At 61.4% G+C, this 25,563-nt stretch carries 19 protein-coding genes, 4 tRNA genes, 1 pseudogene and 1 riboswitch; of the genes and pseudogenes, 11 read left to right on the top strand and 13 right to left on the bottom strand.

Annotated elements, in window-relative coordinates; translation table 11 throughout:
• Positions 1 to 47 precede the first annotated feature (47 nt).
• From WG899_RS02335 to WG899_RS02320, 4 genes are all read left to right on the top strand, one after another.
• Positions 48 to 124 (top strand) — tRNA-Asp (locus tag WG899_RS02335).
• A 141-nt stretch (positions 125 to 265) separates the two neighbouring features.
• Positions 266 to 341: transfer RNA gene (locus WG899_RS02330), tRNA-Ala, on the top strand.
• A 95-nt stretch (positions 342 to 436) separates the two neighbouring features.
• Positions 437 to 512: transfer RNA gene (locus WG899_RS02325), tRNA-Glu, on the top strand.
• Positions 513 to 600: 88 nt separating this feature from the next.
• Positions 601 to 677 (top strand) — tRNA-Asp (locus tag WG899_RS02320).
• Between the two features lie 400 nt (positions 678 to 1,077).
• Here WG899_RS02320 and lexA read toward each other — a convergent pair.
• Positions 1,078 to 1,794 carry a transcriptional repressor LexA gene (lexA, locus tag WG899_RS02315; RefSeq protein WP_339593998.1) on the bottom strand — a complete coding sequence of 239 codons (717 nt, stop codon included), beginning with the start codon at positions 1,792 to 1,794 and terminating at the stop codon, positions 1,078 to 1,080.
• Positions 1,795 to 1,901: 107 nt separating this feature from the next.
• Between lexA and WG899_RS02310 the strand changes: the two genes are divergently transcribed.
• Entirely contained in the window at positions 1,902 to 2,867 is a 966-nt protein-coding gene (locus WG899_RS02310; RefSeq protein WP_339593997.1) for an asparaginase, read from the top strand.
• Positions 2,868 to 3,007: 140 nt separating this feature from the next.
• Here WG899_RS02310 and WG899_RS02305 read toward each other — a convergent pair whose 3' ends face one another.
• Complete coding sequence (locus WG899_RS02305) at positions 3,008 to 3,433, bottom strand: organic hydroperoxide resistance protein (RefSeq protein ID WP_339593996.1); 426 nt, start codon at positions 3,431 to 3,433, stop codon at positions 3,008 to 3,010.
• Between the two features lie 73 nt (positions 3,434 to 3,506).
• Positions 3,507 to 4,004 (bottom strand): MarR family winged helix-turn-helix transcriptional regulator, encoded by a 498-nt coding sequence (locus WG899_RS02300; RefSeq protein WP_444718802.1) that lies wholly within the window; start codon positions 4,002 to 4,004, stop codon positions 3,507 to 3,509.
• Between the two features lie 162 nt (positions 4,005 to 4,166).
• On the opposite strand from WG899_RS02300, the gene WG899_RS02295 reads away from it, so the two are divergent.
• Positions 4,167 to 4,526, top strand: coding sequence for a DUF1304 domain-containing protein (locus tag WG899_RS02295; protein WP_339593994.1), 360 nt, complete (start codon positions 4,167 to 4,169; stop codon positions 4,524 to 4,526).
• Between the two features lie 43 nt (positions 4,527 to 4,569).
• On the opposite strand, the gene WG899_RS02290 is transcribed toward WG899_RS02295, so the two are convergent.
• From WG899_RS02290 to queF, 8 genes are all read right to left on the bottom strand, one after another.
• Positions 4,570 to 6,579: an ABC-F family ATP-binding cassette domain-containing protein gene (locus tag WG899_RS02290; RefSeq protein WP_339593993.1), complete on the bottom strand. Its 2,010-nt coding sequence runs from the start codon at positions 6,577 to 6,579 to the stop codon at positions 4,570 to 4,572.
• On the bottom strand, positions 6,576 to 7,463 hold the full coding sequence (gene prmB, locus WG899_RS02285) for a 50S ribosomal protein L3 N(5)-glutamine methyltransferase (RefSeq protein WP_339593992.1): 888 nt from the start codon (positions 7,461 to 7,463) through the stop codon (positions 6,576 to 6,578). Before prmB ends, WG899_RS02290 begins: the two co-directional genes overlap by 4 nt.
• A complete protein-coding gene (gene dapE / locus WG899_RS02280; protein WP_339593991.1) occupies positions 7,460 to 8,608 on the bottom strand; it encodes a succinyl-diaminopimelate desuccinylase in 1,149 nt (382 codons plus the stop codon). Before dapE ends, prmB begins: the two co-directional genes overlap by 4 nt.
• A gap of 25 nt (positions 8,609 to 8,633) precedes the next feature.
• A complete protein-coding gene (locus WG899_RS02275; RefSeq protein WP_339593990.1) occupies positions 8,634 to 9,791 on the bottom strand; it encodes a PilT/PilU family type 4a pilus ATPase in 1,158 nt (385 codons plus the stop codon).
• 59 nt (positions 9,792 to 9,850) lie between these two features.
• Positions 9,851 to 10,672 (bottom strand): 2,3,4,5-tetrahydropyridine-2,6-dicarboxylate N-succinyltransferase, encoded by an 822-nt coding sequence (gene dapD / locus WG899_RS02270; protein WP_339593989.1) that lies wholly within the window; start codon positions 10,670 to 10,672, stop codon positions 9,851 to 9,853.
• A gap of 57 nt (positions 10,673 to 10,729) precedes the next feature.
• The gene (dapC, locus tag WG899_RS02265; protein WP_339593988.1) at positions 10,730 to 12,010 is read right to left on the bottom strand and encodes a succinyldiaminopimelate transaminase; all 1,281 of its coding nucleotides are present in this window, start codon (positions 12,008 to 12,010) and stop codon (positions 10,730 to 10,732) included.
• A gap of 46 nt (positions 12,011 to 12,056) precedes the next feature.
• On the bottom strand, positions 12,057 to 12,437 hold the full coding sequence (locus WG899_RS02260; RefSeq protein WP_339593987.1) for an SET domain-containing protein: 381 nt from the start codon (positions 12,435 to 12,437) through the stop codon (positions 12,057 to 12,059).
• Positions 12,408 to 12,472, top strand: a riboswitch (Fluoride riboswitch). Its footprint overlaps the gene before it by 30 nt.
• A 43-nt stretch (positions 12,473 to 12,515) precedes the next feature.
• Positions 12,516 to 12,947, bottom strand: a complete 432-nt coding sequence (queF, locus tag WG899_RS02255) for a preQ(1) synthase (RefSeq protein WP_263537471.1) — start codon at positions 12,945 to 12,947, stop codon at positions 12,516 to 12,518.
• Positions 12,948 to 13,435: 488 nt separating this feature from the next.
• Between queF and smc the strand changes: the two genes are divergently transcribed.
• The 3 genes from smc to paeA are packed head-to-tail and all read left to right on the top strand — an operon-like array spanning position 13,436 to position 19,376.
• Positions 13,436 to 16,948 (top strand): chromosome segregation protein SMC, encoded by a 3,513-nt coding sequence (gene smc / locus WG899_RS02250; protein WP_339593986.1) that lies wholly within the window; start codon positions 13,436 to 13,438, stop codon positions 16,946 to 16,948.
• 19 nt (positions 16,949 to 16,967) lie between these two features.
• Positions 16,968 to 18,011, top strand: coding sequence for a cell division protein ZipA C-terminal FtsZ-binding domain-containing protein (locus tag WG899_RS02245; RefSeq protein ID WP_339593985.1), 1,044 nt, complete (start codon positions 16,968 to 16,970; stop codon positions 18,009 to 18,011).
• Between the two features lie 48 nt (positions 18,012 to 18,059).
• Positions 18,060 to 19,376, top strand: a complete 1,317-nt coding sequence (gene paeA / locus WG899_RS02240; protein ID WP_339593984.1) for a polyamine export protein PaeA — start codon at positions 18,060 to 18,062, stop codon at positions 19,374 to 19,376.
• 35 nt (positions 19,377 to 19,411) lie between these two features.
• Here paeA and WG899_RS02235 read toward each other — a convergent pair whose 3' ends face one another.
• Positions 19,412 to 20,188 carry an SDR family NAD(P)-dependent oxidoreductase gene (locus WG899_RS02235; protein WP_339593983.1) on the bottom strand — a complete coding sequence of 259 codons (777 nt, stop codon included), beginning with the start codon at positions 20,186 to 20,188 and terminating at the stop codon, positions 19,412 to 19,414.
• Between the two features lie 110 nt (positions 20,189 to 20,298).
• On the opposite strand from WG899_RS02235, the pseudogene WG899_RS02230 reads away from it, so the two are divergent.
• Together WG899_RS02230 and ligA are read left to right on the top strand one after the other, a co-directional pair.
• Positions 20,299 to 21,229, top strand: a pseudogene (locus WG899_RS02230) (LysR family transcriptional regulator).
• The gene (gene ligA / locus WG899_RS02225) at positions 21,226 to 23,298 is read left to right on the top strand and encodes an NAD-dependent DNA ligase LigA (RefSeq protein ID WP_339593982.1); all 2,073 of its coding nucleotides are present in this window, start codon (positions 21,226 to 21,228) and stop codon (positions 23,296 to 23,298) included. Before WG899_RS02230 ends, ligA begins: the two are co-directional and overlap by 4 nt.
• On the opposite strand, the gene WG899_RS02220 is transcribed toward ligA, so the two are convergent.
• Positions 23,250 to 25,484, bottom strand: a complete 2,235-nt coding sequence (locus WG899_RS02220) for a putative bifunctional diguanylate cyclase/phosphodiesterase (protein WP_339593981.1) — start codon at positions 25,482 to 25,484, stop codon at positions 23,250 to 23,252. The genes ligA and WG899_RS02220 overlap by 49 nt on opposite strands.
• Between the last annotated feature and the right edge of the window lie 79 nt (positions 25,485 to 25,563).

Here is a 25,563-nt window from a genome sequence, read left to right as displayed (position 1 = left end):
GACAACTACAAATTTGTTCTGTATATTCGTGTTATACTAATATACATGGAGTGGTAGTTCAGTTGGTTAGAATACCGGCCTGTCACGCCGGGGGTCGCGGGTTCGAGTCCCGTCCACTCCGCCAACATTAAGCTCTGGTGAAAGTCAGAGTTGTTTGAAGCAGCGATAATAAATCGCTGCGGCGAGTAAGGTGAGAAATCAAATTACTTGTGATAGAATAAAATTAGTAGTGACGCTTGAATAGCGCGGCGCCCGCAGAATATTTGGGGGTATAGCTCAGCTGGGAGAGCGCTTGCATGGCATGCAAGAGGTCAACGGTTCGATCCCGTTTATCTCCACCACTTATTGCTTGTTGGTGATAAGTGGCGGCGCGCGGTTCAAGTGGGTCGATTCGAAGGGCTGAAAGGCTTTTTGAATCTGAAAATTAGAAGGTTTAGTCCCCTTCGTCTAGAGGCCTAGGACACCACCCTTTCACGGTGACTACAGGGGTTCGAATCCCCTAGGGGACGCCAAGTTTGACAAGGCTTGGCAATCATCTGAGGATGGTTGCAAAACTTGTTCGGTGAGTTAGTGTTTGAGTAATCAACTGCTAAGTCATTTGGAGTGGTAGTTCAGTTGGTTAGAATACCGGCCTGTCACGCCGGGGGTCGCGGGTTCGAGTCCCGTCCACTCCGCCAATATTGAAAGCCCTGATTGCGAAAGCAGTCAGGGCTTTTTCTTTTGCCAGTCATTTTCGATCACATTTGTCGGCCGAACGAGGTCTATTCCCGCATACTCATATCGAGTCTGTGATCCCAGACTACCGAATCGATTTCTCGAGAACTCTAACTCGGGACGGATTTGCAGTCTCCAAGGCCGTATGTAGCATTCACTCATACGAGTCGGGCACCAAGCCTGGAGTTTGATCTGGGTGCCGACTCGGTATATTGAGCTCCAAAAGCGCGCGAATAGGAGCGCAGATTTGATACTGAGAATTCTCAGAGTCCAATCGCATGTGCCCTTCGCGGATTTAAATCCCCGTCGTCAAGCCCATACGAATTCACCAGTAGGTTCTGGTGCGCCATGTTTTGAGCGCATTCAATTGAACATCTGGCCGCGAATCAAACCAACAGCCAACCCTTCTAGCACAAAACTCTCGTCGCCGTCGGCAACGAGAATCGGTGCAAAGTCAGGGTTTTCAGGCAATAACTCGATACCTTTGCGATTGCGTTGGAATCGTTTGACGGTCACGTCATCACCTAAGCGCGCCACCACGATTTGGCCATTCTTGGCCTCGGAAATTTTCTTCACCGCGAGCAGGTCGCCGTCCATGATGCCAATGTCTTTCATGCTCATACCACGGACCTTGAGTAGAAAGTCAGGCTTTTGCGCAAACATGCTGGCTTCGACGGCGTATGTCTGTTCAATATGTTCTTGGGCCAAGATCGGCTGGCCCGCTGCAACGCGCCCAACCAAGGGCAGAGTCAACTGGGCCAAGCTGGCAAGTGGCAGGGAAAACTGACGGCCGGGAGCGCCACCTATAGTTTGGCGAGACTCTTTTGCTTCGCGAGCCTGGTTGACCGCCTTCAATGTGTCAGACTTCAGCCTGATGCCGCGGGAAGTTCCGCCCACCAACTCAATGACGCCCTTGCGGGCCAGGGCTTGCAGATGTTCTTCGGCTGCGTTGGCGGAGCGGAATCCGAGTTCGGCAGCGATTTCGGCCCGGGTCGGAGGGGCGCCGGTCAGTTCAATGGCCTGTCGAACCAAATCGAGGATTTGTTGCTGACGTGCGGTGAGTTTCGGCTTGTCGTCCATGGGAATCCTGTTTGGGGTTGGCCTGAATATTTATCCAGCTACTGTATTTTCATCCAGCTGAGAAAAAAATGCAAAAAAACGATGCAAACAATAGGTCGCCAGAGTCCTTGACCACGCAGTCACCTGATTTGGTGTTGATCCTCGGCACCGGGGGCACGATCGCGGGTACGGCTGAAGATGCCTCTGACAATGTGGGATACCGCGCAGCCCAACTGGGTGTTGCGCAATTGGTCGCCGCGGTGCCGCCGCTGGCTGGGCAACGTTTGGAGACTGAGCAGGTCGCTCAGCTCGACAGCAAGGACATGGATTTTGAAACCTGGCAACGTCTAGCACTTCGTGTCCAGATCCATTTAGCGCGCCCCGAGGTGGCCGGGGTGGTCATCACCCATGGCACCGACACCTTGGAAGAGACTGCATATTTTTTGCAGCGCGTCTTGGGTCCGGCTAAACCGGTGGTGCTGACCGCGGCGATGCGTCCGGCCACCGCTTTGCAAAAAGATGGTCCTCAAAATCTGTTGGATGCCGTCACTGTCGCGACGAATCCATCGGCGTCAGGTGTTGTGGTGGTGTTCGCCGGTCAGGTTCATTCGGCCGAGCAGGTGCGCAAGGTGCACAGCTACCGCGTCGATGCCTTCGGTTCGGTCGATGGCAGTCGCTTGGCAAGCATCGAAGAGGGGCATGTTCGCTGGTTGGCTGTTGCGCACAGCCATGCGCCGGTTTTTGGCACGTCCTTGCTGGCAACGCTGCCGCCCAAACAATGGCCAAGCGTCGAAATCGTGCTCAACCATGTAGGGGCAAGCGGTTCGGTGGTCCGGGCGCTTGTGGCCCAAGGTGTTGACGGCTTGGTGGTTGCCGGTACTGGCAATGGCAGCCTGTCGATCAGCCTGGACGCGGCCTTGCGGGAGGCGCAGGCCGCCGGTGTCCGCGTCTTGCGCAGCACCCGCTGTGACGCTGGACCGGTGACCGCTTCGGACGAGGCCTTGCCCAGCGCCGGCGCACTCAGTCCGGTGAAGGCAAGGATTGAAATGCTGCTGCAACTGATGCAGGAGAAATTACAGGCGCGGATCGCCTAAGGCCTAAGTGCCAATCTCGGCGGAGTTCGTTCCGCCGAGTGGACGCAGTCTGGCTATCGCAGAAGACGCAGGTACAAGCTGGGACTGCGCGCTTTTGTCGCTCGTCCGCGCACTCAAACCTGCGGTCTTCTTCAGCCCATTCAGACGATATTCAGTGCGACGTCGATATTGCCGCGCGTTGCATTGGAGTAGGGGCAGACTTGATGCGCGGCCGCGACCAATTGCTCGGCGCTGGCTCGGTCCAGGCCGGGGATGCTGATGTTCATCGCAACCTGTATGCCAAAGCCCGCTGGGATGGGGCCAATGCCGACTTCTGCGCTGATCGACAGATCGGCCGGCAAGGCGATTTTCATTTTTCCAGCCACGACCTTCATCGCGCCAATGAAACAGGCGGAGTAGCCGGCTGCAAACAGTTGCTCGGGATTGGTTCCGCTTCCTCCTGCGCCGCCCAACTCTTTGGGTGTGGACAGCGTCAGGTTCAAGGCGCCGTCGGGAGTGGTGGATTTGCCTTCTCGGCCTCCGGTGCTCGTAGCGTGGGCGGTGTAGAGAACTTTATCGAGTGCCATGGTGCTTTCCTTTGTGCTCGCGGTGGGTTGAGGTACTTGATTGCCGGCTTTTTGCAAGCCGGCCTTGCTGGGATCAGCTTGGTTTGTGCTCGTTTTGGCTATCGAGTTCGCGTCGCAAGCGCTGCAATCGCGAAGTCAGTTCGGCCAACTCTTCAAAGGAGCAGGCGCTGGCGCAGGCCAAACGAGTTGGAATAGCTCGGGCAGACCTTTTCAGGGCTTGCCCTTCTGCGGTCAAGAAAATGTCGACGCGCCGCTCGTCGTCTTGGGCACGTTGGCGCCGGATCAGCCCGGTGCTTTCGAGGCGTTTCAGGAGCGGTGTCAGCGTGCCCGAATTGAGTGAGAGCCGTTGGCCGAGGCTGGCCACATTGAGGCCATCGGTCTCCCACAGGACCAACATCACCAAGTACTGCGGATAGGTGAGTCCGAGAGGTTCCAGCAAGGGCTTGTAGGCCTTGGTCATGGCCAGGGAACTGGCGTACAAGGCAAAGCACAGTTGATTGTCCAATCGCAAAACCTGATCGGTGTCGAATTGGGGCTGTTGCTGGGTTCGAGCTGTGCGTGGCATGGGCATGAATGTAGGGTGCAATTCAATTGCGTACAATTAATGTGGCCTTTGCCGCCCATGCTATACAGGCGCCCAGGGAAAGAGGGGTGGGTCAGTTTTCCCGCGGTAGTTTCGCGCCGGAAGGAGGCGAAAGACTGAAGACCTCAAACGACGATCAGGGAGTGCGCGATGCGAATGGTGGCAGATCTTTTGCTGGTCTTGGTGGCCGGCTTGCACCTGTACTTTTTGGTGCTGGAGATGTTTCTTTGGACCAAGCCCCTGGGGCGAAAAGTCTTCGGGCTGACGGCCGAGTTTGCCCAGGCCAGCAAGGCGCTGGCTGCGAACCAAGGGCTTTACAACGGATTTCTCAGTGCCGGTTTGCTTTGGGGGCTGAGCCAAGGAGCGGCTGGCGTGCCGGTGCAATTGTTCTTCTTGGCTTGCGTGGTGGTGGCTGGCGTCTTCGGCGCAATCACCGTCAGCCGCAAAATCCTATTCGTGCAGGCCTTGCCTGCCGCCGTGGGTCTGGCGGCCGTGCTGCTGTCTCGCTGAAGCGGGGCTACTTGAATGCAGTGCCGCTCGGCGGCACTGCCCCTTAGCCGGCTGCGTGCAGCGCGTCTACTTCTGCGCTGAGTTCCAGCCAACGCATCTCTGCTTCAGCCAGTTCATCACCGATTGATTTCAATCGGCGGCCCAGTTCCGCGATCTGGGCAGGATTGGCGGTTCCGGCCGCCAATTGCGCCTCGACCGCACTGCGCTCATCGGCCAGCTTGTTCAACTTGGCGTCAATGGATTCCATTTCGCGGCGAAGTGGCTTGGTTTGCTCGGCCAATTTTTGCCGCGCTTGGCCGCTGGCCTTGCGGTCTTCCCGGCCGGCGGGGGCTTTTGCCGCGATGGGCGTGGCCACTGGCGTTGGTGCGGCCGCGGGTGCAGCCGCTGGTGACTTGCTGGAATTTCTGGCGTTCTTGAGCGCGGCTTTCGCCGCTTCCTTGGCGGCCTTGGCGGCTTCCTTCGATTGTTCCAGCAGCCACTTCTGATAGTCGTCCAGGTCGCCATCAAACGGCGCCACCACGCCCTTGGCGACCAGCCAGAATTCATCGCAAACTTCGCGCAGCAAGGCCCGGTCATGGCTGACCAACATCACCGTACCCTCGAACTCGTTCAAGGCCATGGACAAGGCCTCGCGGGTGTTCAAGTCCAAATGGTTGGTCGGTTCGTCCAAGAGCAGAAGGTTGGGGCGCTGCCAAACCAACATGGCCAAGACCAGACGGGCTTTTTCGCCCCCCGACAATGAGCCCACTTCCTGATTGACCATGGACCCGACAAAGCGGAACTGGCCCAAGAAGTCGCGCAACTCCTGTTCACGTGCATTTGGGCTGACCTCTTTGGCCAGACGCACCATGTGTGACAGCGGGCCTTCATCGGGGCGCAGCACATCCATTTCTTGCTGAGCGAAGTAGCCAATCGTCAGACCCTTGCCCTCGGTGATCTTGCCGCCCATGGCGCGCTGCATGCGGGCCACGGTTTTCACCACCGTGGACTTGCCTTGGCCGTTCGCGCCCAAGATGCCGATGCGTTGGCCGGCCAGCACCGAGCGGTTGATGCCTCGCACGATGACGTTCTCGCCTTCGTCGGTGTCGTAGCCGCAGGCCACTTCATCAAACATCAGCATGGGGTTGGGCAGGTTCAGCGGCTCGCGGAACTCGAATGAGAAGTCCGCGGAAGCCAGCACCGGCGCCAACTTTTCCATACGCTCCAGGGCCTTGACGCGGCTTTGTGCCTGCTTGGCCTTGCTGGCCTTGGCCTTGAAACGGTCAATGAACTTTTGCAAGTGAGCAATGCGCTCTTGCTGCTTGCCAAAAGCGGCGGCTTGCTGCTCCATGCGCTCGGCGCGCATTGTCTCAAAAGTGGTGTAGTTGCCGCCGTAGCGGATCAGCTTGGCCTCGTCCAGGTGCAGGGTGACGCGGGTGATGGCGTCCAAGAACTCGCGGTCATGGCTGATGACGATCAGCGTGCCCTCATAGCGTTGCAGCCAGGCTTCCAGCCAGACCAAGGCGTCCAAGTCCAAGTGGTTGGTGGGTTCGTCCAGCAGCATCAAGTCGGCCGGGCACATCAGCGCCCGAGCCAGCTGCAAGCGCATGCGCCAGCCGCCCGAAAAGCTATTCACTGGCGCATCGACCTGTTCGCCCTTGAAGCCCAAGCCCATCAACAGGGCTTGCGCGCGCGGGCGAGCATCGAAGGCGCCCACATCGCTGAGCAAGGCATGCGCATCGGCCATGGCGTGGCCATCTTCGGCGGCTTCAGCGGCGTCGAGTGCCGCACGCGCGGCCATCAAGCGGGTGTCGCCTTCCAAGACATAGTCGGTGGCCGGCATATCGGTTTCGGGCATGTTCTGCGCCACTTCACCCACGGCCCATTGGCGCGGAATGTCCACCTCGCCTTTATCGTTTTGCAGGCGGTGGGTCAGCATCGCAAACAAGCTGGACTTGCCGGCGCCATTGCGCCCCACCAGACCGATTTTTTCGCCCGGTTGCAGGGTGACGGAAGCGTCGTCGAGCACGACCTTGGTGCCGCGTCGCAGCGTGATATTGCGTAAGGTGATCATGCTTGCAAGTCCTGGTTTTTCTTTGTGAGTTCTTCTTGGGTGACGAGCAAGACTTGGTCTTCTCCGGCCGATGTTTCCATCCAAGCCACTTCTAACTGCGGGAATGCCGCTTCAAAATATTCGCGCTCATTGCCGATTTCCAGCACGAGCACGCCATGGGGGCTGAGGTGCTGGCTGGCCTGGGCAAGCAGGCCACGCACAAAGTCCATGCCGTCGCTGCCACCGGCCAGCGCTAACTCGGGTTCTGCGCGGTACTCGGCCGGCAGCTTGCTCATCGAGTCACTGTTCACATAGGGTGGGTTGCACAGGATCAAGTCATAGCGCTGACCCGCTGCGGGGCTCAGGCCGTCGCCCTGCAGCAAGCGGATGCGCGCGCCCAACTCATGCTTGTCGACATTGATGCGCGCGACCTGCAAGGCGTCTGGGCTGAGATCAATGGCGTCCACCGTCACCTCGGGCCAGGCCATGGCCGCCAGCACGGCCAAAGAGCCATTGCCAGTGCACAGGTCCAGCACACGCTGGGTTTGGTCTGAGAGCCAGGCGTCAATCGACGCGTCGGCAATCAGTTCGGCGATCAGGCTGCGCGGCACGATGCTGCGCTCGTCCACATAAAAAGGAATGCCTTGCAGCCAGGCTTCGCGGGTCAGATAGGCGGCCGGCTTGCGGCTGCTGATGCGCTCATCCAACAAGACCGTGATCTGTTGTTCTTGTTCGGTCGTCAGCTCCAGCTGCTCATGCTCATCCAGGCTGTCCAGGGCCAAGCCGCAGCGCCACAGAACCAGCCAAGCCGCTTCGTCGAACGCATTGGTGGTGCCATGCCCAAAGGAAACGCCCGCCTGGGTCAGGCGGGCGGCGTTCAGTTCAATGCAGTCAATCAGCTTCACAGCAGCAGGTTCTCCAGCGTGCGTCGATAAATCTCTTTGAGCGGCTCCAGACTGTCGGCGGGCAGGTACTCGTCGATTTTGTGGATGCTGGCGTTGATGGGGCCAAACTCGATGACTTGCGGGCAGATCTTGGCGATGAAACGACCGTCGGAGGTGCCGCCGGTGGTCGACAGCTGCGTCTGCAAACCGGTCTGGGCCAGGATGGCTGCGCTGATGGCCGCACTCAGACTGCCTTCCGGGGTCAGGAAGGGTTCGCCGCCCAAGGTCCAGTCGAGCGCGTACTCCAAACCATGGCGCGCCAGCAGGGCCTGCACCTTGGATTTCAGGCCTTCCGGCGTGGACTCGGTCGAGAAGCGGAAATTGAAATCCACCACCATCTCGCCGGGGATCACATTGGTGGCACCGGTGCCGGCATTGATATTGGAGATCTGGAAGGTGGTGGCGGGGAAATAGGCGTTACCTGCATCCCACTCGGTGGCCGCCAGCTCAGCCAGGGCAGGGGCAGCCTGATGGACCGGATTGCGCGCCAGCTGCGGATAGGCCACATGGCCCTGAATGCCCTTGACGCGCAGTTTGCCGCTGAGGGTGCCGCGACGGCCGTTTTTCAGCATATCGCCGACTTGGTCCACCGAGGTGGGCTCGCCGACGATGCAGTAGTCCAGCTTTTGCCCGCGCGCCTGCAGCACTTGGCAGCAGACCTTGGTGCCATCGACCGAGGGGCCTTCTTCATCGCTGGTCAGCAGAAATGCCAAGCTGCCGGCGTGGGTGGGGTGAGCCTGCACAAACTCTTCGGCGGCCACCACCATGGCGGCGACCGAACCCTTCATATCGGCGGCACCGCGGCCGTAGATCCGGCCGTCGCGGTAGCTGGGCACAAAGGGGTCTGAGGTCCAGCTGTCCAACCGACCGGGCGGCACCACATCGGTGTGGCCGGCCAACATCATCACGGCAGGATTTGCGGCACTGCCATGCTTGATGGCCCAGAGGTTGCGAACCCGGAAATTGTCGGGGCCGCTGTCCATGCGTTCGATCTCAAAGCCCAGCGCTTGCAGGCGAGTCGCAATCAGGTCTTGGCAGCCGGCGTCATCGGGCGTGATCGAGGGGCGCGCAATCAGCGCCTCCAAAAGGGCAAGAGTGTCAGACATCGTTGTTGTTCTTGTGAGCTGAGCCTCAGTCCTGGCGGACATCGAGGGTGATTTCGGTGAAGCTGGCTTCGTCGCTGGCCTTTTCTTGCGGCTTGGCGGCGGGCTTGTTGCTGCCCGGCGCGTCGTTCTGCAAGCGCCAGAGCAAGTTGGTGGGAGAGTCGGCAAAGGCTAGGCCTTCTTCGCGGGTGATGGTGCCTTCGGTGATCAGCTTGGCGAAATGCTCTTCGTAACTCTGAGAACCCTCGGCAATTGACTTCTCCATCGCCTCCTTGACGCCGGCAAAGTCACCTTGCTCGATCAACTCGGCGATCAGCTTGGAGTTGATCAAGATCTCGATCACCGGAATTCGCCCGCCGGCGGCGGCGCGCACCAGGCGTTGCGAGACGATGGATTTCAACCCAGCCGCCAAGTCGTTCAGCAGCGCCGGGCGCGACTCGGGCGTGTAGAAAGACAAAATCCGGTTCAGTGCATGGTAGGAGTTATTGCCGTGCAAAGTGGCCAGCACCAGGTGTCCTGACAGGGCATAGGAAATCGCCGCCGTCATGGTCTCGCGGTCGCGGATTTCGCCAATCAAGATGCAGTCGGGTGCTTGGCGAAGCGCATTTTTCAGCGCAATTTGCAGACTGGCCGTGTCGCGGCCCACCTCGCGCTGATTCACCACCGAGCGCTTGTTGGTGAACAGGTATTCCAGCGGGTCCTCGATGGTGAGGATGTGGCCGGTCATGGTCTGGTTGCGCTGCTCCAGCATGGAGGCCAGCGTGGTGCTCTTGCCGGTGCCGGTGGCGCCCACCATCAGGATCAAGCCGCGCTTTTCTTGCACCAACTTGCCCAGCACCGGCGGCAGGTTCAGGCTTTCCAGGCTGGGGATGTTGTGCGGGATGTGGCGGAACACGCCGGCTATGGTGCCGCGCTGGCGAAAGCCGGACAGACGAAAGCTGCCGACCTTGCTGACCGACACGGCCAGATTCAACTCTCCGCTTGCATCGAGCTCGGCCATTTGCGATGGCTCCACCACTTCGGCAATCAGTTGGCGCGGTTGCGTGGGTGACAGCACCTGATCGGACAACTGCACGATTTGCCCGTTCAGGCGGATCAACACCGGCATATTGGCGGACAAGTAAACGTCGGACGCCCCCTTGTCCGCCATCAGGCGCAGGATGCGCTCCATGTTTCCGCTGCTCATTGCGCGCCTCCCGCTGCCTTGTTGATCGCTTTTGTTGTCGCCGCTGCTGCTGGCCGAGATTAGGCGCGCAGCAGGTCGTTGATGCTGGTCTTGGCGCGGGTGCCGGCGTCGACCTTCTTCACGATGATGGCGGCGTAGAGGCTGTACTTGCCGTCGTTCTTGGGCAGGCTGCCGCTGATCACCACCGAGCCGGCGGGCACGCGGCCGTAGCTGACAGTGTCGGTTTCGCGGTCATAGATCGGTGTGCTTTGGCCGATGTAAACGCCCATGGAGATGACCGAGTTTTCTTCCACGATCACGCCTTCCACCACTTCGGAGCGGGCGCCGATGAAGCAGTTGTCTTCAATGATGGTGGGGTTGGCTTGCAGCGGCTCCAGCACGCCGCCGATGCCCACGCCACCGCTCAGGTGCACGTTCTTGCCGATCTGGGCGCAGCTGCCGACCGTGGCCCAGGTGTCCACCATGGTGCCTTCATCGACATAGGCGCCGATATTGACGTAGCTGGGCATCAGGATCACGTTCTTGGCCAAGAAGCTGCCGCGGCGTGCTACGGCGGGCGGCACCACGCGCACGCCCATGGCGCGGATTGCGTCTTCGCTTAAGCCGCCAAACTTGGTGGGGACCTTGTCGAAGAAGGTAGTGTCGCCAGCGCCCATCAGGCGGTTGTCGTTCAAGCGGAAGGACAGCAGCACGGCCTTCTTCAGCCACTGGTGCACAGTCCACTGGCCCACGCCCTGGCGCTCGGCCACGCGCAGGCGGCCAGCGTCCAACTCGGCCATCACATGCTCAACGGCTTCGCGCACTTCGGGCGAGTTGCTGGTGGTGATGTTGGCGCGACCTTCCCAGGCCAGTTCGATGGTGGATTGCAGATTTTGTGTCATGAGCTATTGAGCGCTGAAAGGAATGAACAGGGGCAAAGGAGAAGGGCTTGGGGTCAATCAAACAGCCACTGCCGGCGCTGGGTGAGCGCGGCAGTAGTCGGCAATCCGCTGTGCGGCTTCCAGGCATTCGCCCACTTCCGCTACCAGCGCCAGACGGATACGCCCAGCACCAGGATTGACACCATGCGCTTCACGCGCCAGCAGGCTGCCCGGCAATACCGCGACATTGTATTGAGCCAACAAGCCCTGGGCGAAGGCAATGTCGCAGCCGCCGTTGATGTGGGCGGGCACGGCGGCCCAGAGGTAAAAACCGGCATCCGGCAGGGCCACCTCCATATGCTGAGCCAGCAGCGGCGTGACCTGGGCGAACTTGGCGCGGTATTGCTCGCGATTGGCCACCACATGGGCCTCATCGCCCCAGGCGGCGATGCTGGCGGCTTGCACCATCGGATTCATGGCGCTGCCGTGATAGGTGCGGTAGAGCAGGAACTTCTTGATGAGGGCGGCGTCGCCGGCCACAAAGCCGCTGCGCAAGCCCGGAACATTGGAGCGCTTGGACAGGCTGGTGAAGGCAATCAGATTGCGGAAATCGCCGCGACCCAGCTGTGCTGCGGCTTGCAGGCCGCTCAGCGGCGCCTCTTCGCGGAAATAGATCTCCGAATAGCACTCGTCAGACGCGATCACGAAGCCATAGCGGTCGCTCAACTCGAACAGTGTTTTCCACTCTTGCAGCGGCATCACCGCGCCGGTCGGGTTGCCGGGGGAGCAGACGTAGAGCAACTGAGTCTTGGCCCAGGTGTCAGCGTCGATCTGGCTCCAGTCGGCGGCGAAGTTCTTGGCCGGGTCGCTGTTGGCAAAAGCTGTTTGTGCGCCGGCCAGCAGCGCTGCACCTTCGTAGATTTGGTAAAAGGGATTCGGGCAGACCACGGTGGCGCCCGGCCGGCTGGCGTCGATGACGGTCTGGGCCAGGGCGAACAAGGCCTCGCGGGAGCCGTTCACCGGCAGCACTTGGCTGGCGGGATCCAATGCCAATCCGTAGCGGCGCTGCAGCCATTGGCAAATGGCTTCGCGCAAGCGCGGCTCGCCGGCGGTGGCCGGGTAGACCGAGAGGGTCTTCACGCTGGCGATCAGCGCGTCTTCGATCAGCTGCGGCGCCGGGTGCTTGGGCTCACCAATACCCAGGCTGATAGCGCGCAAGGCTGGATTGGGCTGGATGCCTGCATTCAGTGCGCGCAGGCGCTCGAAGGGGTAGGGGTGCAGCTTGTCCAGCAAGGGGTTGTGCGAGGCGGGAGGCGTCATGTACGTTCTTTCGGTCTTTTCTTGATGGCTGGTCTTCATGGCTTGGGCACTTGCCTGCCTTCGCCACGCAAGGCGGCCGCGCTGTTCAAAGCCAGCCAGCGCAGCCGGGCTGGCCACAGCGGCAGGCCAGCCGTCCTTCGTGGTGAGTCGCGCCATAAGCCACCGTGATTTCTTCGCCCACTTGCAGATCGCGCAAGGCAAAGAACTCGATGGCGCCGGCCTCCACCGCAATGCGGGCGTTGGGCGCGCAAGAGTGGTTGGTGAAGCGCATCGGGTCGTCGGAGCGGGTGGCATCAATCGCCCGGCTGGCCGAGATTTCAACCAGCATGATGCGCTGCCGACCCTCGGCGCGCCGCCTGGCCTCGGCCACGCTGATAGCTTCGCCCGTCAATTCCCCCAGCTTGGCGCCCTGCGGCACGCTTTCGTCCGCAAAGACACCAAAGCCGTCGATGCGGCTGCGCCGCACACGAACCGCGCTCAGCTGATGGCTGCTGCTGGTGGGAAAAGCCAAGGTCGAAGCTCTTGCGCTGCCGACTGGGCCTAGTTAAGCCAGCAGGCCCGATTGGAAGCCGTGCTCGGGCAAGTCCACCCGAGGCAGCGGCTGCCAGCCCTTTTTGCGATGCTCCACCACCACATTGGTGTAGATGCCGCCGCGCACATACCACTTGGCGGTGATGCGGATGAAGCGCGGATTCGTCACTTTGACGATGTCTTCCAAGATGGTGTTGGTGACCTTCTCGTGGAAAGCGCCTTCGTTGCGATAGCTCCAGAAGTACATCTTCAGGCTCTTCAGCTCGACGCAGTACTTGTCCGCAATCATGTCGATGGTGAAGTGCGCAAAGTCGGGCTGGCCGGTCAGCGGGCAGTGGCAGGTGAACTCGGGCACCTGGAACTGGATCACATAGTCGCGCTCGGGCGCCGGGTTAGGGAAGGCGTGCAACTCTTTGCTGGGTCGCGAGGGCGGGTTGGGCGGCATTTCGCGCTGCTTGGGCGCCATCTCCATGCTGACTTGGCTTTCGATCACCGTGGCAGCCGCCTTGCGCGGTTTGGCCGCAGCGGAAGACGCCTTGCCTGCGGTGCCCGTCTTGGGCGCTAGCTTCAAGACCTTGCGCGTCTTGGCCTCGAGTTCAAGGTCTTGCCTGGCCTTGTTGGAAGGCTTGTTGGCGGGCTTGGCTGAAGACTTAAGGCTAGGCTTAGGCGCTTGCTTGGCTTCTTTGACGGTCGGGCTGTTCTTGGCCATGAATTCAGTGCGGCGCGACATGGGGCCGACAAGCAGCCCGCTGATGCTCACGCTCATGAGTAGAAGGGGGAGGCCCCGATGGTATCATCCAGCCCAGACAAAGCGCCCGCCTGTGGCGCTTTTGTATAAATAAATCAATGGCTTAGCAACGATTGCTGGAGCCCCCGGGAGGCCTAAGGCGGCAAGCGGGGCTTGGGCGATCGGGCTCACCTCATCTCGCACCCATGCGTCTGAATTCGATCAAGCTCTCGGGCTTCAAGTCCTTTGCCGATCCGACGGTGTTTCAGTTGCCGGGGCAGCTGGTGGGCGTGGTGGGGCCGAACGGTTGCGGCAAGTCCAACATCATGGACGCGGTGCGCTGGGTGCTGGGCGAAAGCAAGGCGTCCGAGTTGCGAGGTGAGTCCATGCAGGACGTCATCTTCAACGGCTCGGGCAATCGCAAGCCGGCCAGCCGCTCCAGCGTTGAGCTGGTGTTCTCCAATGAAGACGGCCGCGCCGGCGGGCAATGGAATCAGTTCGCCGAAATCGCGGTCAAGCGCGTGTTGACCCGTGACGGCACCTCCAGCTACTTCATCAATAACCAGCCGGTGCGCCGCCGCGATGTGCAGGACGTGTTCCTGGGCACGGGCCTCGGGCCGCGTGCCTACGCCATCATCGGCCAGGGCACCATCAGCCGCATCATCGAATCCAAGCCGGAAGAGATGCGCATGTTCTTGGAAGAAGCCGCCGGCGTCTCCAAGTACAAAGAGCGGCGCCGCGAGACCGAGAACCGGCTGAAGGACACCCGCGAAAACCTGACCCGCGTGGACGACATCCTGCGCGAGCTCAACACCAATCTCGACAAGCTGGAAAAGCAGGCCGAGGTGGCCGCCAGCTACCGCAGCTTGCAAGACGCCGGCACGCTGAAGCTGCATCAGCTTTGGTTCCTCAAACATCGCGATGCGACTTCTGAGCAAGGTCGCGTCAAGACCGAGCATTTGGAGGCCGTCAACGCGCTCGAATCGCGCATGGCCGAGTTGCGCCAGGTCGAGGCCGAGCTGGAGACGGTGCGCCAAGCCCATTACGCGGCCGGGGATGAGTTGCATGCCTCCCAAGGCCGCTTTGCCGAGGCTCAGTTGGAAGTCAGCCGCCTGGAAGAACGGATCCGCTATGTGGTTGAAGGCCGCCAGCGTGTTGAGGCCCGCCTCTCGGATCTGAAATCGCAAAGCCAGCAATGGGAAGAGCGCTCGCTGCAAGCCCAGGCCGAGCTGGAGACGATTGCCGAGCAAATCGCCACCGCCGAAGAGCAAAGTGAAATTCTCGCCGCCCAAGCCGAAGAGCAGGGCGCCAATTTGCCGAATGCGGAAGACGCGGTGCGTGCGGCACAAAACCGCGCCAATGAGCAGCGCGCGGCGGTCGTGCAGGTGCAGCAGCAGATTCAGGTGCTGGCTGCTGAGAGCCGCAGCGTTGACGAGCAGTCGCGCCAGCTGCGTACCCGGCGCGAGCGCCTGGCGGCCGAGCGCCAAGGTCTGGCCGCGCCCGAGCAAGATCGCCTGGCCGACTTGAAGCGTCAAAGCGACGCCGCCACCGAGGCGCAAGAAATGGCCGATGCGCGCCTGCATGAGCTGTCCGAGCAAGTGCCGGTTTATGAAGACGCACGCCGCAACACCCAGCAAGACGCCAATCAGCAAATGGCCAAGCAGTCGGCCTTGTCGGCGCGCTTGGAAGCATTGAAGGCCTTGCAAGAAAAAGTGCAGACCGAAGGCAAGCTGCTGCCCTGGTTGGCCAAGCATGGCCTGGACGGTTTGCAAGGCTTGTGGACCCGGCTGCACATCCAGGCCGGCTGGGAGAACGCCTTGGAAGCCGCGCTGCGTGAGCGCATGAGTGCCCTGCAGGTTGGGCGTTTGGAAACGGTGCGCGCCTTTGAGCAAGACGCGCCGCCGGCCCGTTTGGCTTTTTATTCGCCCCCGTCGGCAGCGATCGCCAACACGCATGAAACCCTGCCACGGCTGAGCGATTTGCTGCGCTTGGATGATGCTGGCTTGAAGGCCTTGCTGAATGACTGGCTGGAAGGTGTCTACACCGCTTCTTCCATGGAAGAGGCCTTGGCGAATCGCGCCCGGCTGACCCATGGCGAACTGATCATGACGCCGCAGGGCCATGCCATCAGCCAGTTCGCGGTCAGCTTTTACGCCCCAGACACCGAGCAGGCCGGCATGTTGGCGCGCGCTCAAGAGATCGAGAACCTGATTTTGGAGCTGCGCGCCCAGGCCATGATCACCGACGACGCCAAGAGCGCCTTGGTACGCGCCGAAGCCGCGTATTCCGAGGCCTCGCAGCGCTTGCAGCATTTGCGCCGCGAAGCGGCTGAAACGCAGACGCGCGCCCATCAATTGCAGGTGGAATTGCTGCGCCTGACGCAGCAAGCCGAAGCCGCCAGCAGCCGCCGTTCGCAGCTGGAAGAAGAGTTGTTCGAGATCGACGCGCAGTCCGAAGAATTGCAGGAGCGCCGCGTCACCGGCGAAGCGCGCTTTGAGGAGTTGGACATCCAGCTGGCCACCACGCAGGAGCGCCACGCCGAATTGGAAGACGCGACGCTGCTGGCTGAGCGCCGCTTGGGCGAAGCGCGTGAGCAACTGCGCGCGCTGGAGCGGCGAGCCCAAGAAGCGCAGTACAGCGCCCGAGCGCTGGCTTCGCGTCGCGGCGAGTTGCAACGCGCCATCGAGACCGCGCAAGCGCAGATGCAGACCAATAGCCAGTCCACGGAGAGCCTGCAGCGCGAGATGGAAACGCTCAATGACGCGGCCGCTCAAGCTGGCCTGCAAGATGCGCTGGCCTTGAAGATGGAGCGTGAGCAAGCCTTGGCCGCCGTGCGCAGCGGCTATGACGATCTGACCCTGCGCCTGCGCAAGGCCGATGAGCAGCGCCTGACCTTTGAGCGCAGCCTGGACCCGCTGCGTGACCGCATCACCAAGCTGCAGCTGGAAGAACAAGCTGCACAGTTGGGCGGCGCGCAGTATATGGAGCAGCTGGTGGCGGCCGCTGTCGACCTGGAGGCGCTGGCCCAAGGCATTGAAGCAGGCCAGGTCAAGCTCTACGGCTTGCAAGGCGAGATCGATCGCATCAACCGCGAGATTGCAGCCCTGGGCGCCGTCAATCTGGCGGCGTTAGATGAGCTGACCGCAGCCCGCGAACGCAAGACCTTCCTGGATTCGCAATGCACCGACCTGATGTCGGCCATGAAGACGTTGGAAGATGCGATTCACAAGATCGACCTGGAGACTCGCGACCTGCTGGGCGCGACCTTCGATCAAGTCAATATGCACTTTGGCCGCATGTTCCCGGTGCTCTTCGGCGGCGGGCAGGCCAAGCTGGTGATGACCGGCGACGAAATTTTGGACGCCGGCGTGCAGGTGATGGCCCAGCCGCCGGGCAAGAAGAACAGCACCATCCATCTGCTTTCGGGCGGAGAGAAGGCGCTGACCGCGATCGCCTTGGTGTTCGCGATCTTTCAACTCAACCCCGCCCCGTTCTGTTTGTTGGACGAGGTGGACGCGCCGCTGGATGACGCCAATACCGAGCGTTATGCCAAGCTGGTGGCCGAGATGAGCAGCGGAACTCAGTTCCTCTTCATCTCACACAACAAGATTGCAATGGAAATGGCTGAACAACTGATTGGTGTGACCATGCAGGAGCAGGGTGTCTCCCGCATCGTGGCGGTGGATATGGACAAGGCCTTGGCCATGGCGGAGGCTTGACGCGATGACTTTGACTGAAATGCTTGCCGTTGCGGGTGGCGCGGTATTGGTCGGTGTGGTGGCGCATGGCGCTTGGACCGCCCGCAAGGCCGGGCCGCGCCGTGCCGAGGTGCAGTTGGAACCGATGATGGATGGCGGCGGCACGCGCGTCGAACCCGGCCTGGACGATATGCAGCCCAGCGCCGAGGCGCCGAGCTTGGACGAAACCGTGCCGGTGGTCGCGCGTGCGCCTCGCAAGCCCTCGGCCCGCATTGACGCCTTGATCGACGCGATTGCCACCATCACGTTGGACACGCCCATCAGCGGCGAAATGGCGCTCTCGCACCTGCCCGGCAGCCGCCGTGCTGGCACCAAGCCCTTCCACATCGAAGGTCTGAATGCCGAAACCGGCGATTGGGAACTGCCCACGCCGGGGCAGCGCTACGGCGAGTTTCAGGCCGGTGTGCAAATGGCCAATCGCAATGGTGCGATGAACGAAATCGAGTATTCGGAGTTCGTGCAAAAAGTGCAGGGCTTTGCCGATGGCATCGGGGCTTTTGTGCAGTTCCCCGACATGCTGGATGTGGTGGGCCGCGCTCGCGAGTTGGACCATTTTGCTGGCGACCATGATGCGCAGCTGGCGATTGTTTTGCGTGCCAAAACGGCCGCTTGGACGCTGGGTTATGTGCAGCAGATGGCCTTGCGCCATGGCTTTGTGCCCGGCGCCATGCCGGGGCGCTTGGTGATGGCTTCGGCAGATGAGGGCGCGCCGCCGATTTTGTGCCTGAACTTCGAGCCTCAAGCCGCCTTGGCTGAGAATCCGCAGCAGTCTTCGCTGCGTGAAATCTCGCTCTCGCTGGATGTGCCGCAAACGCCGGAGGCCTTGGAGCCTTTTGCCTCTTGGCAAGAAGCGGCGCGCGGCTTGGCTCGCGACATCGAGGCCGACATCTGCGACGACCGCGGGCAAATTCTCAATCTGCACGCCTTTGCCGCGATCGGCCAGGAGTTGACCACGCTGTACCGCGCGCTGGCCTCGCGTGATTTGGCTGCCGGTTCGCTGGCGGCACGGCGCTTGTTCAGTTAAGTTTGAGGCCATCATCCGCCGAACACCCGCTCAGCCAGGAGTAGCCGTTTGCTTACCAGTCTGTTGTTGATTGCCGCCTTGATCGCCAGCAGTGCATTCTTCTCGATTGCAGAGATTTCGCTGGCCGGTTCGCGTCGTCTGAAGCTGCGTCAGCTGGCCGATGAAGGCGAATCGCGCGCCGAGCGCGTCTTGCAGGTGCAAGAGCAGCCGGGCCACTACTTCACCGTGGTGCAGATCGGCGTCAATACCGTGGCGATTTTGGGCGGTATCGTCGGCGAAGGCGCTTTGACGCCGCACTACCAGGCCGCCTTGCAATTGCTGATGGCGCCTGAGCAGGCCGAAACCTTGGCCTTTGCCTTGTCTTTCGCCAGCATCACCGCCTTGTTCATCGTGCTGGCCGATCTGGTGCCCAAGCGCCTGTCGATGAGCGAGCCGGAACGCATGGCCATGGCGGTGATCGGCCCCATGCTGGGTCTGGTCACCTTGCTCAAGCCGCTGACCTGGGCTTTCAGCTCCCTGACCGATGGTTTGATCCGGCTGATGGGCCGCCCAGTGGTGCGCGACAACAGCATCACCCATCTGGACATCTTGGCCCTGGCCGAAGCCGGCAATGAGGCCGGCGTGGTGGCTGATGCCGAGCAGCAGATGATCGAGAACGTGTTCGAGTTGGACACCCGCCGGGTGGAGAGCGCGATGACCACGCGGGAGCGCATCGCCTACTTCTCGCTCACCGATGACGATGCCATCATCCGCACCCGCATTGCCGAGCAGCCGTTTTCGACCTATCTGGTCTGCGAAGGCGAGATCGATCAGGTGGTCGGTTATGTCGACGCCACCGCGCTGTTCCAGCGCGTGCTGCGCGGCGAACCGATTGAGCTGAGCGCCGAGGGTTTGGTCAAGAAGGTGCTGATCGTGCCGGACCGTTTGACGCTGTCTGAAGTGCTGTCGCAGTTCCGCGAAAAGCTAGAGGACTTTGCTGTCATCGTCAATGAGTACAGCCTGGTGGTCGGCATCATCACGCTGAACGATGTGATGAGCACGGTGATGGGCAATCTGGTGGCATCCTATGACGAAGAGCAGCAAATCGTGCGCCGCGAGGACGGCTCCTTCTTGGCGGACGGCATCACCCCGATTCCCGATGTGCAGCGCGCCTTGGAGTTTGAAACTTGGCCGCATGCCGGCCAGTACGACACCTTGGCCGGCTTCTTGATGGTGATGTTGCGCCGCATCCCCCGGCGCACCGATCAAGTGGTCTGGGAGGGGTGGCGCTTTGAGGTGGTGGACGTGGACAGCCACCGCGTCGATCAGGTGATGATTGCGCGGGTGGCTGCAGCGCCGCCGGTTGACCCCAAAGACGCGAGCTGAACTGGCATGAGGCCGCCTGATACGGCGGCGCTCATTCAGACAAACATGCCGCCCGAGGCCTCGATGCGCTGCGCGTTGATCCAAGCACTGCCGGGGCTCAGCAAGGCGGCAATGGCGCCGCCGATGTCCTCCGGTTGGCCCACGCGGCCGAGCGCGGTTTGCGATGCGATGAATCCGTTCACCTGCGCGTTGTCGCGCACGGCGCCGCCGCCGAAGTCGGTGGCAATGGCGCCCGGTGCGAGCGTGTTGACGGCAATGCCTCTGGGCCCCAATTCCTTGGCCATATAGCGGCTCAGCACTTCAACCGCCCCTTTCATTGCGGCATAGGCGGCGTAGCCGGGCAGGGCGAAGCGGGTCAAGCCGGTGGAGATGTTGACGATGCGGCCGCCGTCATTCATTAACGGCAAGAGTTTTTGCGTCAGAAAGAACACGCCCTTCAGGTGCACCTGAAACAAGGCATCGAACTGCGCTTCGCTGGTGTCCATCAGGCTTTGGTGCACACCTTCACCGGCGTTGTTGACCAAGTGGTCAAAGCATTCGCGCTGCCAGGCGTCGGCCAGGGTTTGTCGTACCGAAGCGGCAAAGGCTTCGAAGTCGGCGCTGCGCCTCACATCGAGCGGCAAAGCCACGGCGCGGCGGCCGAGCGCCTGGATTTCGGCCACGGTGGCTTCGGCGGCCGCGCGCTGGCTACGGTAGGTGAGGATGATGTCGCTGCCCTGCGCGGCCAGACGAAGTGCGGTGCTTTTGCCGAGGCCGCGGCTGCCGCCGGTGATGAGGGCGATGGGCGAGATTGGGTGAGTGTTGCTTGTCATTGGCTTGGGCTCCACTTGAGTTGCAGTGTTGGGATGGCTGAACTTTATTGATTGCCGAATTCGACATAAATCAGCAGAATATGATTTATCTGTTTAGCAATTTCGCACCAATGAATCCGCTAGAGCGATTGAAAATCTTTCACCGGGTCGCCGAGTTGGCCAGCTTCAGCCAGCCTGGGCCTGCCCAAGGCCAATGCGTCCATTGCTGTTCAGCAACTGGAGAATGAACTTGGAACGCGGCTTTTGCACCGAACCACCCGACGCGTGCAACTGACCCAAGACGGCCAGGTCTATTACGAGCGCAGCAAAGATGTGCTGGCCGATATGGACGAGTTGCAGACCCTGTTTGTGCAGAAAGATCAGGCCGGCGCATCCCGGCTCAGTGGCCGGGTGCGCATCGACATGAGCACCGCCTTGGCCCGCGATGTGGTGATACCGCGCTTGCCGGAGCTGCTGGCGGCCCATCCATTCTTGTCTGTGGAACTTAGCAGTACTGAGCGCCGCGTGGACCTGGTCCGCGAGGGCTTTGATTGCGTCTTGCGCACCGGCGAAGTCGTGGACAGCAGCTTGGTGGCGCGCCCGCTGGCCCTGCTACGCCAAGTCAATTGCGCCAGCCCTGCTTACCTGAAGGCCTTTGGCACTCCGCAAAGCCTGGACGATTTGCGTGACCACCGGCTGATCCACTTTGTAGGGAATCTGGGCGCCAAATCCGCTGGCTTTGAATACCTGGACGCTGATGGTCAGGTGCAAAGCATGGCGATGGAGGGCGCTGTCACCGTTAATAACGCTGAGGCCTATATGGCCGCCTGTCTGGCGGGACTGGGCATCATTCAAGTGCCCATGCTGCAGCCTTCGGCGCATGGGCGCAGCCGCGCTTTGGTGGAAGTTCTGCCGCAGTTCGAGGCGCCGGCTATGCCGCTGAATCTGCTGTATGCCAACCGCCGCAATCTGTCGCTGCGGGTGCGCGTGGTGATGGACTGGTTGGCGGATATCGTCAAGGCGGCGCAGTTGCAGTCAGCTCAGCCACAATCACGGCCATGAGTGAATTGCCTGAACCCCAAGCGCCGGAATTGCGCGCCGCCGAGTTGCGCGCCAGCCTGAACCACCACGCCCATCTCTACTATGTGCTGGACGCACCGACCCTGCCTGATGCCGAGTACGACCGCATGTTCCAGGAGCTGCAGGCCCTGGAAGCGCAGCACCCCCAACTGCTAACGCCAGACTCACCGACCCAGCGCGTCATTGGCAAGGTCTTGGAAGGCTTCGCACCGGTGCGGCATGCCGTGCCCATGCTCAGCATCCGCACCGAAACCGACACCGAAGCCAGCGGCGCCCACAGCTTTGACCAGCGGGTGCGCAAGCAGCTCGAGTTGGACGAGGCGGCGCCAGCAGTGGAATACGCTGCCGAGCTGAAGTTCGACGGCCTCGCCATCAATCTGCGCTATGAGTTTGGGCTGCTGAAGCAAGCGGCCACGCGGGGCGACGGCGAGACCGGTGAAGACGTCACGCAAAACATCAAGACCATCGGTCAGATCCCACTGCGGCTCAATGGCGTGGAAGCGCCGGTCTTGGAAGTCCGCGGCGAAGTCTATATGCGCCGCGATGATTTCGAGGCCTTGAACGAGCGGCAGCGCCGGGCCGGCGAGAAGACCTTCGTCAATCCGCGCAACACCGCAGCGGGCGCGGTGCGGCAGTTGGACCCGGCCTTGGCGGCACAGCGCCCCTTGAGTTTCTTCGCCTATGGACTGGGTGAGGTCAAGGGCTGGGACTTGCCCGCCACGCACAGCGCAATGCTGGACGCCTTGGCCGCCATGGGCCTGCCGGTTTGTGCCGACCGTGCTGTAGTGCAAGGCGCCGAAGGCTTGGTGGTGTTTCATCAAGCCATGGGTGCCAAGCGCGACTGTCTGGCCTTTGATATCGACGGCATTGTTTACAAGGTCAACAGCCTGGTTCTTCAGCAGCGCCTGGGCTTTGTAACCCGCGAGCCGCGTTGGGCAGTGGCGCACAAATACCCGGCGCAAGAACAAGTGACGCGCCTCAACGACATCGAGATTCAAGTTGGCCGAACCGGCAAGCTGACGCCGGTGGCCAAGCTGGAGCCGGTCTTTGTGGGTGGCACCACGGTATCGAACGCCACCTTGCACAATATCTTTGAGCTGCGGCGCAAGGGCGTGCGGGTGGGCGACCAAGTGATTGTTCGGCGCGCCGGCGATGTGATCCCCGAGGTGGTGGGGCGTGTGCCAGCGGCTCGCGCCAGCTATGTGCCTAACTTTCGGATTCCTCGCGCTTGCCCGGTTTGCGGCAGCGAGGTGCTGCGCGAGCGCGGCGGCATGGACTATCGCTGCATTGGCGGGATCTTCTGCCCGGCCCAGCGCAAGCAGGCGATGCTGCACTTTGCCGGTCGCCGCGCCATGGACATCGAAGGCCTGGGCGACAAATTGGTGGAACAGTTGGTCGATGAAGGCATCGTCAGCAGCCTGCCGGGCCTCTACAAGCTCGGTGTGGCCAAACTGTCAGCGCTGGAACGCATGGCCGATCGCAGCGCCTTGAACCTGCTTGAGTCTTTGGAGAAGAGCAAGCAAACGACCTTGGCGCGTTTCTTGTTCGCCCTGGGGATCCGTCAAGTCGGCGAGGCGACGGCCAAGGATTTGGCACGACAGTTCGGCTCCATGGATGCCTTGATGGCTGCCAGCGTTGAGCAACTGCTGGAGGTCCGCGATGTCGGCCCCATCGTGGCGCAAAGCATCCATCACTTCTTTGCGCAGACTCATAACCGCGAGGTGGTGGAGCAACTGCGTGCCGCCGGGGTGCAATGGCCCGAGGGGCAGGGCGCGGCGGCCGAGCAGGGGCCCAAGCCCTTGCTCGGCAAGACCTTGGTGCTGACGGGCACCCTTCCGACCTTGTCGCGAGACGCGGCCAAAGATTTGATCGAAGCGGCCGGTGGCAAGGTTAGCGGTTCGGTGTCCAAGAAAACGCACTATGTGGTGGCGGGCGAGGAGGCGGGCTCCAAGCTGGACAAGGCGCGTGAACTGGGACTGACCGTGCTGGATGAGGCCGGGCTTCAGGCCTTGCTGGCCTCGGGCGATACGGCGGCTGACACGTCTGTTTGAGAGGCCAGGCTAGAGCGCCACTTGACCTCGAATTCGGCGGCGGCCAAGGGCCGGCTGAAGAGATAACCTTGAATCTGGTCGCAGCCCTGGGCCAGCAAGAATTCCAGCTGCGCAGCGGTCTCGACGCCTTCGGCCACCGTGCTCAAGCCCAGACTGCGCGCCATGCCGATCACCGCCTGGATGATGGCTTCATCACCCAGGTGCTCGCCGATGCCGATGACAAAGGAACGGTCCACCTTCAGCGTCTGTATCGGCAGCAACTTCAAATAGGCCAAGGAGGAATAGCCGGTGCCAAAATCGTCCACCGACAGGCGCACGCCAAGTCTGTGCAGGGCCGCCAGCGCTTGAATGGCGTTCTCGGCATGCATGATGACCGACTCGGTGATCTCCAGCTCAAGCGTCTCGGGCGGCAGTTGCGCGTCTGCCAAGGCTTGGCCGACCAGTTCCACGATATCGGGTCGCTCTAATTGGCGCACCGAGAGATTGACCGAAATATGCGGCACATGCAGGCCTGCCATGCGCCAGGCCTTCATCTGCATGCACGCCTTGCGCAAGACCCAGGCGCCCAACTCGACGATGAAGCCACTCTCTTCGGCCAGGGCGATAAAGCGGGCCGGCGGCACTTGCCCCAGCTCGGCGCTGTGCCAGCGGGCCAGCGCCTCGGCGCCGCAGGGCACTAGAGTGGTGTCGGTGACGCTGTTTGCCGGGGCCTTTTGATGGGCTAGATCGCTTGGCGCGGCCTCCTTGCGCCCCAGCTTCATCTGAAAGTGCAGATCCATCTCATCGGCCTGCAAGCTGCGCCGCAGCAGCTTTTCCATATGGGCACGGTCCTGCGCTGAGGTGGTCATCTCGGCTTGGTAGAAATGAAAGCGATTGCGACCGGCGCGCTTGGCTTCGTACATGGCGGTGTCGGAGGCCTGAGACAGCTCGTCCGCACTGCGACCATCCGCCGGGTACAGGCTGATGCCAATGCTGGCCGAGATCTGCAATTCATGCGCTTGTAGGTTCAGGGGCGCCAACAAGGCGGCAATCAGCTTTTGCGCCACCGGGGCAGCCTCCAGACGGGCGTCGGTGCAGGCCAGCACGCAGGCAAATTCGTCGCCGCCCAAGCGCGCCAGTATGTCCCCGCCGCGAATGATGGCGCCCAGCCGTCGCGCCACCTCAATCAACAATTCGTCCCCGACCGGATGGCCCAGGCTGTCATTGACTTCTTTGAATCGGTCCAGATCGATATAGAGCACGGCCAGCTGTTCATCATTACGCTGCGCGCGGCTGATCTGGCGACGTAGATGGTCGAGGTAAAGCAGTCGATTGGGCAGACCGGTCAAGGGGTCGTGGTGGGCCAGATGTTCAAGCCGGGCCTTGGCCGAGGCGAGTTCGGCCGTGCGCGCATGCACGCGCTGATCGAGCTCCGCATTGGTGCGCTGCAGCTCAAGTTCCTGGCGGTGCAAGATGCCTTGCGCACGCCGCACCAGCAGCAATTGCAAGGCGTAGAGCAGCAGCATGGTGGTCAAACCGATCAGCACCAGGCGCTTGAGCAAAGCATCGCGCCGAAGGATGAAACCCGACACGTCTTGGTACAGCTCAAGCACCCCGATGATCTGACCCTCCTTCCGAAGCGGCAGGTAGCTGCCTAGTAGATCAACATCGGCGCGCTGGCCTTCAAAAGCGTCAAACTTGTCGCGGTGTGTGAGCAGGCTTTGCGGCCTACCTGCCAGCGCGGATTGAAAGCCAGCATTACCGCTCTTGTCTTCGCCAATCTGGGCGGGGGCGGAGGAGTACAGGGTCAGGCCTTGCCTGTTGTAGAGCTTGACCTTGACGATCTCGGAGCCCTGCATCAGCGCGGCGGTCTTTTGGTGCAGACCTTTCGATTCAGCCAGGGCGCGCAGCTGCGTCGCATCGAGTCGCTGGCTTGGGTCGGTGATGGCGGCGAAGTCCTGCCCCAGCACATTGATGAAGACGGCGGTCATCGCCTCATTGCGCCGCTCCGCCATATGGCTGACCACGGTCAGCGTCAATGACTGTGCGAAGTAGCTCAGCGCCAAACTGGCCAGTGCAATCAAACCCAGTGAGACCAGCGAAAAATAGCGGGTCAGGCGAAACGGCGATTTCGTCAGTACGAGCGAGCCCTCGCTGGCTGCGTTCGACGCTGCCGCTGACAGGCTTGACTCGTTCGGACCTTGCATGCCGATCGCTCCTTCGCACCGGGATCATGAAGCTTGGGCCCACCACGGCCCAAGCCCGCCGGGCTCAGTTTGACTGTAT

The organism is Paucibacter hankyongi (assembly GCF_037482915.1).
Lineage (GTDB): Bacteria > Pseudomonadota > Gammaproteobacteria > Burkholderiales > Burkholderiaceae_C > Paucibacter_A > Paucibacter_A hankyongi.
The sequence above is the reverse complement of the archived record's forward strand: the minus strand, read 5'-3'. Positions and strand labels throughout refer to the sequence as shown.